This window comes from Thermovibrio guaymasensis, assembly GCF_003633715.1.
In the GTDB taxonomy this organism is placed as follows: Bacteria; Aquificota; Aquificia; order Desulfurobacteriales; family Desulfurobacteriaceae; genus Thermovibrio; species Thermovibrio guaymasensis.
Genome location: NZ_RBIE01000001.1, coordinates 734,624 through 751,158 on the forward strand (window position 1 = coordinate 734,624; position 16,535 = coordinate 751,158).

16 protein-coding genes and 2 pseudogenes are annotated in these 16,535 nt (G+C 42.7%); all 18 read left to right on the forward strand.

Annotation, left to right across the window (positions count from 1 at the left end):
• Positions 1 to 148 precede the first annotated feature (148 nt).
• The 18 genes and pseudogenes from ppsA (at position 149) to C7457_RS03945 (ending at position 16,529) form a co-directional block, all read left to right on the forward strand.
• The gene (ppsA, locus tag C7457_RS03870) at positions 149 to 2,620 is read left to right on the forward strand and encodes a phosphoenolpyruvate synthase (protein ID WP_121170175.1); all 2,472 of its coding nucleotides are present in this window, start codon (positions 149 to 151) and stop codon (positions 2,618 to 2,620) included.
• Positions 2,621 to 2,622: 2 nt separating this feature from the next.
• Positions 2,623 to 3,639 carry a hydroxyacid dehydrogenase gene (locus tag C7457_RS03875; RefSeq protein WP_121170177.1) on the forward strand — a complete coding sequence of 339 codons (1,017 nt, stop codon included), beginning with the start codon at positions 2,623 to 2,625 and terminating at the stop codon, positions 3,637 to 3,639.
• Positions 3,640 to 3,655: 16 nt separating this feature from the next.
• Positions 3,656 to 4,894, forward strand: coding sequence for a glucose-6-phosphate isomerase (locus tag C7457_RS03880; protein WP_121170179.1), 1,239 nt, complete (start codon positions 3,656 to 3,658; stop codon positions 4,892 to 4,894).
• Complete coding sequence (locus C7457_RS03885) at positions 4,848 to 5,798, forward strand: SAM-dependent methyltransferase (RefSeq protein WP_121170181.1); 951 nt, start codon at positions 4,848 to 4,850, stop codon at positions 5,796 to 5,798. Before C7457_RS03880 ends, C7457_RS03885 begins: the two co-directional genes overlap by 47 nt.
• Positions 5,799 to 5,833: 35 nt before the next feature.
• A pseudogene (locus C7457_RS09010) lies at positions 5,834 to 5,902 on the forward strand (hypothetical protein); the annotation flags it as partial.
• Positions 5,903 to 5,939: 37 nt separating this feature from the next.
• Positions 5,940 to 6,137: a hypothetical protein gene (locus C7457_RS08915; protein WP_245939574.1), complete on the forward strand. Its 198-nt coding sequence runs from the start codon at positions 5,940 to 5,942 to the stop codon at positions 6,135 to 6,137.
• Positions 6,138 to 6,820 (forward strand): annotated as a pseudogene (locus C7457_RS08920) (nucleotidyltransferase family protein); the annotation flags it as partial.
• A complete protein-coding gene (locus C7457_RS03900) occupies positions 6,798 to 7,409 on the forward strand; it encodes a galactose-1-phosphate uridylyltransferase (protein ID WP_121170183.1) in 612 nt (203 codons plus the stop codon). The pseudogene C7457_RS08920 and the gene C7457_RS03900, both read left to right, overlap by 23 nt.
• A gap of 132 nt (positions 7,410 to 7,541) precedes the next feature.
• Entirely contained in the window at positions 7,542 to 7,682 is a 141-nt protein-coding gene (locus tag C7457_RS08755) for a hypothetical protein (protein ID WP_170137343.1), read from the forward strand.
• Positions 7,679 to 9,103: a glycogen synthase GlgA gene (gene glgA / locus C7457_RS03905; protein ID WP_121170185.1), complete on the forward strand. Its 1,425-nt coding sequence runs from the start codon at positions 7,679 to 7,681 to the stop codon at positions 9,101 to 9,103. Before C7457_RS08755 ends, glgA begins: the two co-directional genes overlap by 4 nt.
• Entirely contained in the window at positions 9,100 to 9,264 is a 165-nt protein-coding gene (locus tag C7457_RS03910) for a Rho termination factor N-terminal domain-containing protein (protein ID WP_121170187.1), read from the forward strand. The genes glgA and C7457_RS03910 overlap by 4 nt, the downstream gene beginning before the upstream one ends.
• Complete coding sequence (locus C7457_RS03915) at positions 9,248 to 10,090, forward strand: ROK family protein (RefSeq protein ID WP_170137344.1); 843 nt, start codon at positions 9,248 to 9,250, stop codon at positions 10,088 to 10,090. The genes C7457_RS03910 and C7457_RS03915 overlap by 17 nt, the downstream gene beginning before the upstream one ends.
• Before the next feature lie 32 nt (positions 10,091 to 10,122).
• On the forward strand, positions 10,123 to 11,049 hold the full coding sequence (gene fabD, locus C7457_RS03920) for an ACP S-malonyltransferase (protein ID WP_121170191.1): 927 nt from the start codon (positions 10,123 to 10,125) through the stop codon (positions 11,047 to 11,049).
• Positions 11,050 to 11,137: 88 nt separating this feature from the next.
• The gene (locus C7457_RS03925; protein WP_245939575.1) at positions 11,138 to 12,787 is read left to right on the forward strand and encodes an adenosylcobalamin-dependent ribonucleoside-diphosphate reductase; all 1,650 of its coding nucleotides are present in this window, start codon (positions 11,138 to 11,140) and stop codon (positions 12,785 to 12,787) included.
• Between the two features lie 8 nt (positions 12,788 to 12,795).
• Positions 12,796 to 14,454 (forward strand): clostripain-related cysteine peptidase, encoded by a 1,659-nt coding sequence (locus C7457_RS03930; protein WP_121170195.1) that lies wholly within the window; start codon positions 12,796 to 12,798, stop codon positions 14,452 to 14,454.
• The gene (locus tag C7457_RS03935) at positions 14,451 to 14,825 is read left to right on the forward strand and encodes a hypothetical protein (RefSeq protein WP_121170197.1); all 375 of its coding nucleotides are present in this window, start codon (positions 14,451 to 14,453) and stop codon (positions 14,823 to 14,825) included. The genes C7457_RS03930 and C7457_RS03935 overlap by 4 nt, the downstream gene beginning before the upstream one ends.
• Positions 14,812 to 15,765, forward strand: coding sequence for a thiamine-phosphate kinase (thiL, locus tag C7457_RS03940; RefSeq protein WP_121170199.1), 954 nt, complete (start codon positions 14,812 to 14,814; stop codon positions 15,763 to 15,765). The genes C7457_RS03935 and thiL overlap by 14 nt, the downstream gene beginning before the upstream one ends.
• Positions 15,762 to 16,529: an undecaprenyl-diphosphate phosphatase gene (locus C7457_RS03945; protein WP_121170201.1), complete on the forward strand. Its 768-nt coding sequence runs from the start codon at positions 15,762 to 15,764 to the stop codon at positions 16,527 to 16,529. Before thiL ends, C7457_RS03945 begins: the two co-directional genes overlap by 4 nt.
• The last annotated feature ends 6 nt before the right edge of the window (positions 16,530 to 16,535 follow it).

Here is a 16,535-nt window from a genome sequence, read left to right on the forward strand (position 1 = left end):
GTTTGTAGAAAGGATTGCAAATTTTTTGTTTTCCTGAGAGCTTTTGGGACGGCCGGAGATTTGGGGGATCATTCTTATTTACTATAAAATTTTTTGGTAAATTAAATTGTGAACAGCACAATCATACTAGGAAACCTTAGATATAATAATGAAAGTGGACACTAACAAAAAAGAGGAGGAAGAGGTGGAGAAGTCAGTCCTTTGGCTCGAAGAGGTAGGAATAGAAGATATCCCTTTGGTAGGCGGTAAAAATGCCTCTCTTGGAGAGATGAAGAGAGCTCTATCTCCAAAGGGGGTAAAAATACCAGATGCTTTCGTCATAACCGCCAATGCCTACAGGTACTTCATTAGGTTCAATAACCTTGAAGCGAAAATAAGAGAAATTCTTAAGGGCCTTAATGTAAACGACGTTGACGACCTTCATAGGAGAGGAGAAAAGATCAGGGAATTAATAAAGAGCGGAAAGTTTCCGGAGGACTTAAAGGAACTAATAAAAAGGTATTATAGGGGGCTCTCTGAGAAGTTTGGAGTAGAGAACGTTGACGTTGCCGTTCGTTCTTCAGCAACCGCAGAGGACCTACCAAACGCGTCCTTTGCCGGCCAGCAGGAGACCTTTTTAAACGTAAAGGGCATAGAAAATCTACTCAACGCAGTAAAGAAGTGTTTTGCCTCCCTCTTCACAGACAGGGCAATCTCATACAGGGAAACCTTTGGATTTGACCACTTTAAGGTAGCACTTGCCGTCGGAGTTCAGAAGATGGTTCGTTCAGACCTTGCCTCTTCAGGAGTCGGTTTTTCACTTGATACAGAGAGCGGTTTTAAGGACGTTGTTCTAATTACAGGTTCTTACGGGCTTGGTGAAATGGTTGTAAAGGGAGCAGTTACCCCGGATGAGTGGCTCGTATTTAAACCAACGTTAAAGAAGGGATTTAAAGCAATTATTGAGAAGAAGCTGGGTGAAAAGAATCAGAAAATGATTTACGGGGACAGTGAAAAAGAACCGGTTAAAGTGGTTCCGGTTCCTCTATCTGACAGGGAAAAGTTCTGTCTTTCAGATGAGGAGGTTCTAAAGTTAGCGAACTGGATATGTGAAATTGAAAACTACTACTCTGAGAAAAACGGCAGGTGGACTCCTATGGACGTTGAGTGGGCAAAGGATGGGGAAATAGGGGAGCTCTACATAGTCCAAGCAAGGCCCGAAACGGTCCATTCAAGGAAAGATTACTCAAAAATAGCAGTTTTCAAAGTAACAGAACCTCCGCAGGAGAGGAGGAAGAAAGTCTTAGTAGAGGGGATCGCTGTTGGGAGGAAAATTGCAGAAGGTAAGGTAAAAATTCTCATGTCGGTAGAAGAAGCAGGAAGGTTTCAGGAAGGGGACGTTCTCGTAACGGACATGACCGACCCAGACTGGGAACCGATAATGAAGAAGGCCTCCGCAATCGTGACAAACAGGGGAGGTAGGACTTGCCATGCGGCAATAGTTGCAAGGGAGCTTGGAGTTCCTGCAGTTGTTGGAACTGGAAACGCCACAGGAGTCCTAAAGGAAAACCAGTTCGTAACAGTTTCCTGTGCAGAGGGAGAAGTAGGGTATGTTTACGACGGGAAAATTGAGTACACCGTTGAAGAGGTAGATTTAAGGGAGCTCCCGAAACCCAAAACCCCAATAATGTTTAACATAGCAACACCTGAAGGAGCCTTTGACCTTTCATTCCTCCCAAACGATGGAGTTGGACTTGCAAGGGAAGAGTTCATAATAAACAACTACATCGGAATACACCCAAATGCACTCATTAACTTTGAGAAATTAAAGGAAGAGGAACCTGAAATTGCCCAGGAAATAGAGAGGAGAACGGTAGGGTACGAAAACAAAAAAGAATTTTACGTAGATAAACTCGCCTTTGGAATCGGAAAGATAGCAGCAGCCTTTTATCCAAAACCCGTTATAGTGAGGTTTTCAGACTTTAAATCGAACGAGTATGCAAACTTACTCGGAGGAAAGCTCTTTGAGCCGAAAGAGGAAAACCCAATGCTCGGATGGAGGGGGGCTTCAAGGTACTACTCTCCTCAGTTTTCAGAGGCCTTCGGACTTGAGTGTATGGCGATAAAGAAAGTAAGGGAGGAGATGGGGCTTGATAACGTAATAGTTATGATTCCCTTCTGCAGAACACCGGAGGAGGCAAAAAGAGTACTTGAAGTAATGGAGAAGTTTGGTCTAAAGAGGAGAGAAAAGGACTTGAAAGTCTACGTTATGTGTGAAATACCCTCAAACGTTATCCTTTTTGAGGAGTTTGCAAAATACTTTGACGGGTTCTCAATAGGTTCAAACGACCTAACACAGCTAACCTTGGGGGTTGATAGGGACTCCTCCTTGGTAGCCCACATATACGACGAGAGGAACGAAGCAGTTAAGTGGATGGTCTCAAGAGCAATTAAGGAAGGCAAGAGGGTCGGAAGGAAAGTTGGAATATGCGGTCAAGCTCCTTCAGACCACCCAGACTTTGCACAGTTCATAGTTAAGGAAGGAATAGACACGATTTCAATTAACCCAGACTCAATACTTGAAGTAATTAGGGCCGTTTACCAGATAGAGAAAGAACTCGGAATCCATAAGGGAGATTGAAGATGAAAGTTGCTTTCTTTGAGCTTGAAGGCTGGGAAGAGCCTATAATCAGAAGAGAACTTGAAGGAAAGGGATTTGAGATAGTTAAGTTGAGTAAAGAACCATTAAAGAGGAGTGACCTTCCCAAGTTAAAAGAAGTTGAGGCCATATCTGTGTTCATTTACTCAAGGATAGATAAAGAAGTAATTAAGGAGCTCCCAAACCTAAAGATAGTAATGACCCGTTCAACAGGCTTTGACCATATTGACGTTGAGGAGGCAAAAAGGAGGGGAATAGCCATCTGCAACGTCCCAGACTACGGAATGGAGACGGTTTCAGAGTACACGCTTATGCTGATTCTAGCCCTCTTAAGGAGACTTAAGAAAACGTTGGAGAGAACCTGCAGGGGTATCTTCTCAAGGGAAGGACTAAGGGGAAGGGAACTTGAAGGGAAAACCGTTGGAGTTATAGGAACGGGAAGGATCGGTTCAAGGCTAATTAAGCTCCTATCTGGATTTGATTTAAGAATCTTGGCTTACGATATTAAACCTAAGGAAGAGTTAGTCCGTAAGTACGGTGTTGCGTATACCTCTTTGGAAGATCTCCTTAAGGAAGCGGACATCGTAACTCTCCACGTTCCTTACCTTCCTTCAACCCATCACCTGATTAACAGGGAAAACGTTAAGCTGATGAAGAGGGGAAGTTACCTGATAAATACCTCAAGGGGAAGCGTCGTTGAGACTGAAGCTATAGTTGAGGCCCTTAAAGAGGGAAGACTTGAAGGAGTTGCTCTTGATACCTTTGAGGGGGAAGAGGTCTGGACGGAGGAGGAACTAATAATATTTAGGGGAGAAAAGGACGTATCTCCTGAAATCCTTAAGAAGGCGATTGAGAGTTTTTCGTTAACTCAGTTTGATAACGTTATCCTTACACCTCACAACGCTTATAATACAGAAGAAGCAATAGAGCGAATACTAAGAAAAACTCTCCAAAATCTAATTGATTTCAAAGAAAAAGGAAGGTGTAAGTATCCAGTATAAAACGGTTGGAGGAGGAATGGAGGTTATTTTTTCCGACGTTCAAGTTAAAAAGGAGGAGTTAGAAGAAGTTCTGGATAAAAGCGGGCTAAGGGAAATTGTTAACGAAAGGGAAATGCCCTTTACTAAGCTGATGGAAGATGGAGAAATAAAGGAAATTTTAGATGGAGTAAAAAGAATAAAGGAAAGGAGCTCTACCCTTGTAGTAGTAGGAATGGGGGGCTCTTCTAGGGGAGCAAAGGCAGTAAACGAAGCAGTAGGGAAGAACAATGGAAACTTAAAGTTCATTGATAACGTAGACCCCAATTTGATTAATAAAGTCCTGAATGAACTAAACTGGGAAGAGAGCTCCTTTGTCTTCATCAGTAAGTCGGGAAGGACACTTGAAACGGTTACCGCACTTAACCTTATTCTTAAAGAACTAAAAGAGAGGAAATTGCCTTTAGATCAAAGGTGTACCTTCATTGGAGATGCCGGAAACCCGTTTGAAGACCTTCCAAGGAAGTTCGGAGCTCCTTTCTTCAAAGTTCCAAAGGAGGTAGGAGGAAGGTTCTCAGTCTTTACACCTGTAGGGATTTTTCCCCTTGCCTTTGGCGGATACAGAGTAGATGAGTTTCTAGAAGGGGCAGAGGAAGTTGTAAGGGAACCTGAAGAGGCCCTTAAGTTGGCAGCAGCTAAGTTTCTACACTACAGAGACGGAAGGAATATTTCGGTTGCAATGCCCTACTCATCCTTCATGACTGAGTTTACAGAGTGGTACGTCCAACTCTGGGGAGAGTCGCTAGGGAAGAACGGGAAGGGACAAACACCACTAAAGGCAGTCGGGACCTCTTCTCAGCACGCAATACTTCAGCTCTTTGTAGACGGCCCTGATGACAAGTTCTACCAGCTGTTCTTCGTTGAGAGCTACGAGGTTGACCCGAAACTTCCTGAAGAGGTTGAAATCCTTCCATACCTATCGGGAAAGAGGATATCTGAGGTTATGGAAGCCGAGTTCTTAGGAACCCTTCACGCTTTAAGGAGCAGAAAAAGGCCAATAGTTACATTCAAGTTAGAGAACCTCAGCGAAAGGGAACTTGGAAGATTGATGATGTTTTACATGATAAGCGTTGTAGCAATGGGAAAACTCATGGGAGTAAACCCTTACGGCCAACCAGCCGTAGAGATAGGAAAGAGAGTTGCAAGGGAAATTTTATTAAAAGAAAGGGAAGATGGAGCTGGAAAAATGCAACTTGAAGGAGGTGGAGGAGTTAAATGAGGAACTAGTAAAAGAGCTCTTAAACGGAGCTCCTGGTGAAAGTGAGGCATCAGTTATCCTCTGGAACGGGAAAAGAGTCTGGGGGAAGGGGGATAAGTTAAAAATAAAAATTAAAACCCCTTGGAGTCTGAAAGAAGCTTTCAGAGAAAACTCAGACCTTTCTCTAGCAGAGAGCTACATCTACGGCCTGATTGATATTGAAGGAGATATATTCCTCCTTTTCCCGATAGTTGACTGGATTATTGATAGGGTTTCAAGTTTAAAAGAACGCCTTAGGCTCTGGAGGTTAATAAGGAAGCTTCCGGGGGAAGCAAAAGTAAAGAGATGCTGGGCAGAGGTTGACGGAGAGCTCCACAGTATTGAAAGGGACAAAAAGGCAATCCAGTACCACTATGACGTCTCTAACGGCTTCTACAAACTCTTCCTTGATAAAAACATGGTCTACTCCTGCGCCTACTTCAGAAGTTACGGGGATTCCCTCGATAATGCTCAGGAGAACAAAATTGACTACATCTGCAGAAAACTGATGCTGAAGGAAGGAGAGAAACTCCTTGATATAGGGTGTGGGTGGGGAGCTCTAATAGTTCACGCTGCAAAGAAGTACAGAGTAAACGCCGTCGAAATAACCTTAAGTGAGAATCAGTACAACTACGTTAGGGAAAGGATAAGGAAAGAAGGTGTTGTAGATAGGTGTAAAGTCCTCCCTACAGACTACAAGGAAGTAGATGAGTGGAACAGCTACGATAAGATAGTTAGCGTTGGAATGTTTGAACACGTAGGTTTAAAGATTGCTGGACTTTACTTTGAACAGGCCTTTAAACTCCTCAAAGAGAGGGGAATTTTCCTGAACCACGCAATAAGCTGCAACTACTACGAGTATGGACCCCCCCTTCCCGATTCATAAGGAAATACGTATTTCCCGATGGAGAACTCCTACCAATTTACCTAACTCTCAAAAAGGCTGAAGAGGCAGGATTTGAAGTAAGGGACGTTGAGTCTTTAAGGGAACACTATACGCTAACTCTAATCCACTGGGTTAGAAACCTTGAAAGGAACAGAGAAAAGGGCAGTAGAAATCGCCGGGGAGGAGCGCTACAGGATCTGGAGGCTCTACATGTCGGCGAGTGCATACCAGTTCATGACAAACAGAGTTGGAGTGTATCAGAGCCTCTTTGTAAAGCCTGATAAGAGCGGTTTCTCCGGATTTCCACTAACAAGAGAACACCTTTATGCGGGAGGATAGATGAAAGCCGTAGTAATGGCAGGGGAATTTGGGACGAGAATCCAGCCCCTTACCTACTCAAAACCAAAGTCCATGCTTCCAGTAGTAAACATTCCTATGATGGAACACATAATAAGGCAGCTGATAAGCCTAGGTATAGAGGAATTTGTAATACTCCTTTACTACAAACCGGAAGTAATAAAAGAGTACTTTGGAGACGCCTCTAAATTCGGAGTAAAAATTAACTACGTTCTTCCTGAAGCAGACTACGGCACTGCAGGAGCTGTAAAGAAGGCTGAGAAGTACCTTGAAGAAACCTTTATAGTGGTAAGTGGAGACGTTATAACCGATATAGACCTTAGGGCAGTTGTCGGTTTCCACGAGTTTAAAAAGTCTAAGCTAACAATAACCCTAACTTCAGTTCCGAATCCCCTACAGTTCGGTATAGTGATAACCGACAAGGAAGGATAGTAAAGTTCCTTGAAAAACCAGGCTGGGGAGAAGTTTTCAGCGATACGATTAACACGGGAATATACATAATTGAACCTGAAATCCTTAAGTTTATTCCTCCAAACATTCCCTTTGACTTCAGTAAAGACCTATTTCCCCTTTTAATGGAAGAGGGAATAGAACTCTTTGGGTTTAAGGCCAACGGTTACTGGAAAAACGTTGGAAACCCGGATGCCTACAGAGAAGTCCACAGATAGAGATCCGGAAACTGAACCAAACCAGCTAGGTTGGAAAGTAAGAGTAATACCAAACAAGTACCCGGCCTTAAGGATTGAAAACAGCCCAGAGAGAAAAGGCGTATGTATCTATGACACTGTAGGGGGATTTGGAGCCCACGAAATTGTTATAGATACTCCCGATCACTTTAAACACCCCCACAACTTTACCGTTGACGAAATGAAGTTGCTCCTGTTTACCTACAAAGAGAGGATGTCAAGCCTTTATAGAGACTTGAGGATAAAGTATGTACTGGTCTTTAAGAACTACGGAAGGGAAGTAGGAGCATCTCTTAGTCACTCCCACTCTCAGATTATTGCAACACCACAGATACCTGAAAAAGTAGAAAGGGTAGTTGAACAGTCAAGGAAATACTTCAGGGAGAAGGGAAGGTGTTACCTTTGTGATGAGATAGGTTTTGAAGTTAAAGAGTTAAAAAGGGTAGTTTATGAAAATGAAAGGTTCATAGCCTACTGTCCCTTTTACTCACTCTTTCCCTTTGAAGTAAGGGTAGCCCCGAGAAATCACCAGAGCTCCTTTACCCAAGTTGGAGAAGAAGAACTTTAGCAACTCTCAGATTGCCTTTTAAAGGTCCTTAAAAAACTCTATAAGACCCTAGTAAACCCTCCCTATAACCTATTTATACATACAAGTCCGCCTTTCAGAGAAGACCCAAGAAGGCCGAGCTACTTTACCGGAATGGACAAGCTCTTCCACTGGTACATAGAAATCGTACCGAGGATAACTATACCTGCAGGGTTTGAGTGGGGGAGCTCCTACTTCATAAACCCGACAACTCCCGAAACTGCAGCTAAGTTCTTAAGAGAGGTGATCCTATGAGAGTCTTATTTGCCTCAAGTGAAATATATCCCTTTGCAAAAACCGGAGGCCTTGCCGATGTGTCCTACTCCCTTCCTAAGGCTATAAAAGAGTTTGGCATTGAGGTTTCAACGATAATGCCGTACTACAAGTGCGTAAGGGAAAAAGGCCTTCCAGTAAGGGAAACTGGAGTAGAAGTAAAAATTAACCTTGCCGGAGAGGAGTACAAGTTTGAACTCTTAGAGCTCAAAGATAGTCTTAACCACTACTTCCTCAAAAACGACAGGCTCTATAACAGGGACTTCCTATACGGAACACCTTCAGGAGACTATCCCGATAACGATCTAAGGTTCGGGGGATTCTCTAAAGCTGTAGTTAAACTAGTTGAAATGGGAGAAGTTAAGGCTGAAATAGTTCACTCAAACGACTGGCAAACTGCCCTCATTCCGGTATTTATAAAGAGGAAGGGACAAAAGGCTAAGACCCTTCAGACAATCCACAATCTGGCCTATCAAGGTATTTTTCCACCTGAAACTCTTGAAAAGTTAGGACTAGGCTGGAAAATCTTTAACATGGAAGCCCTTGAGTTCTGGGGGAAAGTTAACTTCCTTAAAGGAGGAATAGTTTTTAGCGACGCAGTTAATACTGTAAGCCCTACGTATGCAAAGGAGATAACAAAGCCTGAGTTCGGGTTCGGCCTTGATGGAGTCTTAAGGAAGTACAGTTACAAACTGTTTGGAATACTCAACGGCATTGACTACGAAGTGTGGAACCCAGAAACCGATCCTTCAATATACAGGAAATACTCAGAAGCAACGGTTGAAGAAGGAAAGGAATTTAATAAAGAGATGTTCGTTAGGGAAACGGGGCTTAAGAGTAAAGCTTTGCCTCTCTTTGCCTTTATTGGCAGGTTTGCAAAACAGAAAGGAGTTGACTTAATACTGGATAGCTTAGAGGAAATGTCAAAACTAGAGGCTAACTTTGCAATTTTGGGATTTGGAGATGAGGGCTACAACAGGGCCTTTGAGAGTATAAAGGGTAAGTATCAAAACGTTTGGGTAGAAGTAGCCTATAACGAGGAACTCAGCAGGAAGATGTACGCTTCAGCAGACTTCCTCCTTATGCCATCCCTCTTTGAACCCTGCGGGCTTAACCAGATGATTGTAATGAGGTACGGAACTATTGTCGTTGCAGGGAAAACCGGAGGTTTAGCAGATACGGTAGTTGACGTTAACCAGCCGGGAGGTTACGGTTTTCTCTTTGAAGACTTTAGCGCTAAAGAGTTATTAAACACAATTAAGAGGGCTATAGAGCTCTACTACCAGAAAAAAGAAGAAATGAAGAAAATAAGAAGGAGGGTTATGGAACTTGACTTCTCATGGAACAGTTCAGCTTTAAAGTACATAAGGCTCTATGAAAACCTAATTGAGGGGAAAGTATGAAAAGTTGGAAATTAGAGGAATTAAAAAGTTTAAAGAAGAAGGAGTTCTACAGTATAGCCAAAGAACTGAAAATAAGGGGAAGGGGGAAGATGAGGAAGTCGGAGCTCCTTGAAGCAATAGCAAAAATTTTTGGGAGGACTGGCCTTGCCCTTAGGAATTGACGTAGGAGGAACCTTCATAAAGCTCTTTGACGGTAAAAGGAGAGAAAAGATAAGAACACCCCAAGGGTACACGGAGCTGTTAGAGTCTCTTATTAACATAATCGGTGAGGAAGAAAGGGTAACAGTCGCCGTTGCTGGGCTAGTAATTGAGAAAGAGGGAATCATTGAGGAATCGCCAAACCTTCCGTTCCTTAGGGGAAAGGAGTTAAGGAGAGACTTAGAAAGGAAAAGTGGAGCAAGGGTAAGACTTGTAAACGATGCAACTGCTGCAGCCTATGGAGAGTTTGTAGAAGGAAGCGGGAGGAATTCTGAACTATTCATATGTCTAACCCTTGGAACTAGGCTTGGGGGAGGAGCCGTAATTAACGGCAAACCCCTTGAGGGGGTTAAGAGAGTAGCTATGGAGGTCGGCCATACGACAATCTGTTTAAACGGCTGGCCCTGCCACTGCGGAAGGAGGGGGTGCCTTGAAGCTTACGCTTCATCGTACGGCCTTGAAAGGCACTACTTCCTCCTAACTGGAAAACAGAAGAGCTCGTTTGAAATAATAGAGGAAGCAAGGAAAGGTAAAGAAGGAGCTCTAGGAGCCCTTAAAGAGCTTTCTAAATACCTCTCTGTTGGAATAACAAACCTCCTCCACACCTTTAACCCTGATAGGTTAGCTCTTTCTGGTGGTATAGTTGCAAACTTCCCAGAAATTGTTGACTGGTGTAAAGAGGAAATTGAAAGAAGAAGCTTTAAACCTACCCTTTCAGGATTTAAGCTGGTAAATACCGAGCTTGGTGAGTTCAGCGGAGCGATAGGTGCCTTCTTTTTCCCTTACTGATAAAATTGGGTAAAAAGGATAGGAGGTAGAAGGTGCCTGTTGCTTTCATTTTTCCCGGTCAGGGTTCACAGTACACCGGAATGGGAAGGGAAATCTACGAGGCTTTTCCTGAGGCCAGAGAGGTCTTTGAGGAAGCCTCTGAAGGAGCCAAGGTAAATATAAAAAGGCTATGTTTTGAAGCTCCTGAGGAGGAGTTGACGTTAACTTACAACGCCCAACCTGCAATATTTACTGTAAGCATGGCGGTTTTAAGGGTTTTAAAGAGCAACGGCTTTAGTGAAAAGCCTATTCTGGTTGCAGGCCACTCACTAGGCGAATTTTCAGCTGCAGGAGCTGCAGGAGTCTTCAGCGTTGCTGAAGGAGCTCTCCTCGTTAGGAAGAGAGGAGAGTTCATGCAGGAGGCAGTTCCAGTAGGAAAGGGAGGAATGAGTGCAGTTATAGGACTTCCTGCAGAGGAAATTGAAAAAATTCTAAATGAGGTTAAAGCAGGATTCATTCAAGTTGCAAATTACAACGCTCCAGAGCAGACAGTCATATCTGGGGAGATACCCGCCTTGGAGGAAGCCGAAAGGAAGTTAAAGGAAGCCGGAGCTAAGAGGGTAATAAGACTTCCAGTATCGGCTCCGTTTCACTCAAAACTCATGGAACCTGCAGCAGTTAGGCTACGGGAGCTAATGGAGGAAGTTGAGTTTAAGAAGGCTGAAATCCCTATTCTTAACAATGCAGACGTTAAACTAATTGAAAGCCCCCAAGACGTTAAAGACTCTTTCTACAGGCAGGTCTTCTCGCCCGTTAGGTGGGTTGAGGACGTAAGGAAGATGAAGGAACTTGGGGTTAACAGGGTCTACGAGATTGGACCAAAGAACGTACTAAAGGGACTCATTAGGAAAATTGATAGGGAAATTGAAGTTATAAACGTTGAAAAACCCAAAGACATTGAAAAACTTCTAAGTAGCTAGGATTTAAGGAATGGAACCCAAAATTCCAGAAAAAGTCTATCCTATCTTAAAGGCTAGGTATTTGAGACCGGGGGAAACTCCCCGGGAAATGTTTGAAAGGGTTGCAAGGGCTGTTTCCCAGGCGGAGCTCCTATTCGGCCCAGCTTCAAAGGCAAGGGAGTGGGAGGAGAAGTTCTTTGAGGTAATGGTTAACCTGGAATTCCTTCCAAACTCACCAACTCTGATGAATGCAGGGACTCCCCTTGGACAGCTTGCGGCCTGTTTCGTCCTTCCGATTGGGGATTCAATTGAGGAGATCTTTAACTCACTTTCCTTAATGGCAAAAATTCAGAAGACCGGGGGAGGAACGGGCTTCTCTTTCAGCCACTTAAGACCAAAAGGAGATTTAGTAAGGACAACAAACGGAAGAGCTTCGGGCCCAGTTTCCTTCATGAAGGTCTTTGACTGCACAACAGATTCTATAAAGCAGGGGGGGAAGAGGAGAGGCGCAAACATGGGAGTCCTCTCAGTTAACCACCCCGACATTGAGGAGTTTATAACCTGCAAGAGGGATAAGAGGAGCTTTCAGAACTTCAACATATCGGTTTCGTGTCCCGACTCCTTCTTTGAAGAGGTTAAAAGGAACGGAGAGGTTGAGCTTATAAACCCTAGGGACGGTAAAGTCTGGAGGAGGGTAAGTGCAAGGGAGCTCTTTAATTTGATCGCCGAGTCGGCGTGGGACTCTGGAGACCCTGGAATTCTGTACATTGATGAAATTAATAGGCACAACCCTACACCAGAAATCGGAATGATTGAAGCCACAAATCCGTGTGGGGAAGTTCCTCTCCTACCTTACGAAGAGTGCAACTTAGGTTCTATAAACCTATCAAAGCTGGTAAAGAACGGGAAAGTTGACTGGGAAAAGTTAAGAAAGCTTGTTGAAGTTGGAGTAAGGTTCCTTGACTGCGTAATAGACGTTAATAGGTACCCCGACCCGAGAATTGAGAAGATGGCGAAGGGGAACAGGAAAATCGGCCTTGGAGTAATGGGATGGGCGGAGCTCCTAATTGCCCTCAAAATCCCATACAACTCAGAAGAAGCTCTAAAGCTTGCAGATGAACTAATGGGTTTTATTAACAGAGTTGCATTTGAAACTTCCTGTAAGCTCGCAGAGGAAAAGGGAAGCTTTCCAAACATAGAAAAGAGTATCTATAGGGGAAAGAGGGTAAGAAACGCCACAAGAACGAGCATTGCCCCAACCGGAACGATCAGCATGATAGCTGGGACAACTCCAAGCATTGAACCTCTATTTGCCATAGCTTACGTAAAGAGAGTCCTTAACGGGAAACCTGTAATTACAGTTGATCCCTTTTTCTTAAAGTACGCCGGCCACCTTTTAACTAAAGAGGAAATTATAGAAGTCGTAAGGACTGGAAGTATCCAAGGGATAGGTAGAATTCCTGAGGAAATAAAAAGAATTTTCGTAACCGCCCTTAATATCCCCCCTGAGTGGCACGTTAAAGTTCAGGCTGTTTTCCAAAAGCACGTTGACAACTCGGTATCAAAGACGGTTAACATGAGAAAAGATGCAACTGTTGAAGACGTTAAAAAAGTCTTCATGCTCGGATACAAACTAAAGCTAAAGGGAATTACTATCTTTAGGCAGGGGTCAAAGGAAGGAGCAATAGAGTTTGGGATAAAAGAGGGGATAAAGCCAGAAGACTTAATAAAGTTTCCTCCCTGTAGCTGTGAAAGGTAGGAGGTAAAATGAAAAAAATAATGAGCACACTCTTCCTTTCCCTTTTTATCTCTTCCTGTGGAGGAGGAGGAAGCGGTAGTTCCTCAGGAAACTATACTGTTGAGGGAAAGTTCATATCTAGCTACGTTCAGGGACTAAAGGTATGTACTAAGGACATGAAATACTGCACACAAACTGATAGATACGGAAATTTCTCAATCAAAAGTACAAGTAAAACTCCAGAAGTTGTCTTCTTCATAAGGGACGTTGAGCTGGGAGAATACTCTCTTAAAGAAAACGGAGAAACAGTTACACCCTTTAAGCTCTCCAAGGATAACCAAGTAGGAGATGCTATAGCAAAAATAATTCACGCCCTTGGGAACGACACAGATGGAACTAAAGAGTTAATAGACCTATCTAACATCAAGGTTGAAGCTAACCCGAATATTGAATCAATTTTATCTGCAGTTGAGAGTAAGGAGGACTTTACTCTAAACGTAAATGGAGGAAATTATTTAGTAAAAGTCTCCTTTCCTGAAGGGAAACCTCAGGTTGAACTGTGTAAAGAAGGTAAGTGCACTCCCGTTAACTATAGGCAGTGGTTAGTACTGATTTTAATGGCTGCAGATAACGACTTAAATAAATATGCTTACGACGACCTAGATGAAATATCTCAAGTTAAGTTCAACCCGCAAGTTAAAGTTATAGCTGTAGCAGACCTGTACGGTCGAAGTGGAACTATAGTAGGAGAATCATCAGAAGAAACCGGGGAATTTGAAACGTACCAGTCTTCTAACGAACTTAACACCGGCTCAGGGTACACAGTTAGAGAGATAGTTAAAACCTACGAAGATAAATATCCTTCACCAAAAGTTGCTCTGATATTCTGGGACCACGGAGACGGATGGAGAAGTTCAAGATTTGCAGCAATTGATAAAACAGACAACAGTTACCTCTTTATGTACAGGTTAGTTAACGCTCTAAAGGAGCTTCAGAGGGAAGGTTACAAAGTTAACTTCATAGGTTTTGACGAGTGTTTAATGGGAATGGAGGAAGTCTTTTTTGACGTTGGGCAGTTTTCAGACGCAGTTGTAGCCTCAGAAGCCCTTGAACCTGGTGCAGGCTGGAACTATACCTACTTATTTAGAAAAATCGTTGAAAACCCATCTGTAGACTCTTACCAGTTTGGGAAATTGGTCGTAGATGCTTACAGGGAAGCTTATAGAAATCAAGATCAAAAAACGATAATTCTTCTAAGTAAAGAAGAGATTGAAAAGTTAACAAGTGCAATTAATAAGCTCTACTACAGGCTAAGTACTGAAAACTTTCAGTATTTCTATCAGGCAAGGGAAAACTCAGTAGTAGTTTCCGACAACCAAAATCAAACCCTCTACCACGTAGACCTTTACTCATTTGCAAACCAACTAAAAGATAAGTTTTCAGAAGCTCAGGAGATTACTTCAATAATAGAAAACGCATATAAGTTCTTAAATGATCCCAATTTAAAAGGAATCTCAATCTACTTTCCCCCAACTTCAGAATCCGACGATTCATATCCTTGCTATTTGCTAGATAGACCGAGTACAGAAGTAATCTGCTTTGAAGATCCCGATTACTACAACCCGTTTGCAGTTAACCTCTGGGACGATTTTCTAACTAAATACTATTACCTGCTGGAGGATAAGTGAGGACCATCTCGGTTATAGGCCTAGTAACTATCTTTCTTTTCTCCTCCTGCGCTTCAGTAAAGGTAAGTGGAGAGACAAGAGTTAGATTGATGAAAATTGGAACAATTGAGAGAAACTGTGAAAGCCTTAAAGGGAAGAAGGTAGTGATAAGGGCAAAGTTTATGGGATGGAACTGCCCAAAGGACTGCAAAAACCCTGGAATAACGCGCTCAGATACCTGTTTTGTTGACTCAACTGGATGTATCTACGCAGAGGGTTTGGCAGGGGATCTTTTAACAGAAAGGGGAAAGGAATACTTGGTTAAAGCTATAGTAATGAAGGGGAAAAATACTTGTTACTTAAAGGTTTTAGGTAAAGATGAGGTTAGGTGAATTTGAACTTATAGAAAGACTCTTAAAGGAGCTCCCCCTTCCCTCAAAAGAGGTAGTTGTACCTGCAGGTGACGATACTGCCGTAGTTGAAATTGGAAAAGGGAAGTATCAGCTATTAACAACAGATGCCCTTGTAGAGGGAAGCCACTTTAAACTTAAGTGGAAAGAAGTTTTAGAGGATCTCTTCTTCCTACTTGGGAAGAAGCTGGTAAACGTGTGTGCTAGTGATGTTGCCTCAATGGGAGGGATTCCCAAGTTAGCCCTGATAAACTTAGGAACTCCAAAAGAAATTGGAGAAAAATGCTTAATTGAGATCTATAGAGGGATAGGTAAAGCGGCAGAGGAACTCAAAATAAGCGTAATTGGAGGAGACACGGTAAAGTCTAAAACTCTCTTTTTTGACATGGCTCTCATAGGGGAGAGCTCCGGCTTTATGCTTAGAAGTTGTGCAAGACCGGGAGATTTGGTAGGAGTTACCGGAACTTTTGGTGATAGTAGAGGGGGACTGGAGCTTCTTAGTAGAGGAAAGATCAGCCCAAAGTACTTAATAAATAGATTTCTATCACCGCAGGCTAGGATAAGGGAAGGGAAAGAAGCACTAAAGTTAGGAGTAAAGTGTGGAACAGACGTTAGCGACGGCCTTCTATTTAACATCTGGACTATTTCAGCTAGCTCCAGAGTAAGAATTGATGTTGAAAGAGAAAAGATACCGATATCTCAAGAACTAATAGATACATTTGGAAGAGAAAAAGCTTTAGAGTTTGCACTCTACGGAGGAGAGGACTATGAGCTGGTAATAACTTTTCCGGAAAAATTAACCGCAAAGTTGGAAGAACTGGGATTTAAAGTTATCGGAGAAGTTAAGAAAGGTAGTGGTGTCTTCCTTGACGGTAAAAAGGTAAAAGTTTCAGGTTACGATCACTTTAAGGAGGAAAAATGAACATAGTTGATTCAATAATCCTCGGAGTCGTTGAGGGAATAACGGAGTTCCTACCTATATCTTCAACCGGACATATGATACTCGTAAGTAAACTCCTCGGCCTTCAGCAGAACTCTTTTGAAAAAATCTTTGAAATAGTAATTCAACTCGGAGCCATACTGGCAGTTGTCTTTATCTATAAAGATAGGTTAATAAAGAGCATTGAACTGTGGAAAAAGCTCTTAGCTGCATTTATCCCTACAGGAATACTGGGACTCCTATTTCACAAATTCATAGAGGAAAAGCTCTTTAATCCTTTCGTAGTCAGCGTTATGCTCATAGTATGGGGTATCGTCTTCATAGTGGTGGAACTCCTCTACAAAGAGAAAGAACATCACTTGAAAGATCCTGAAAAGATAAGTTACTTAAAAGCAATAGGTATAGGCCTGTTCCAGTCCTTAGCAATGATCCCGGGAACTTCACGCTCGGGATCAACTATAATTGGAGGAATGCTTTTAGGAATGAAAAGGACCGCAGCAACCGAGTTTTCATTCTTACTTGCAATTCCTACAATGTTGGCAGCAACCGGATTTGAACTTATGAAGAACTTCCACTCTATAAACGCTAATAACAGTATAATGCTCTTAGTTGGCTTCTTAACTGCTCTTATCTCAGCATTTTTAGCAGTTAAGTGGCTCCTAAACTACATAAAGAATCACACGTTTATACCTTTTGGAATTTATAGAATATTAGTAGGAATTACTTTCCTGCTCTTTTTTCTATAGGGAGGA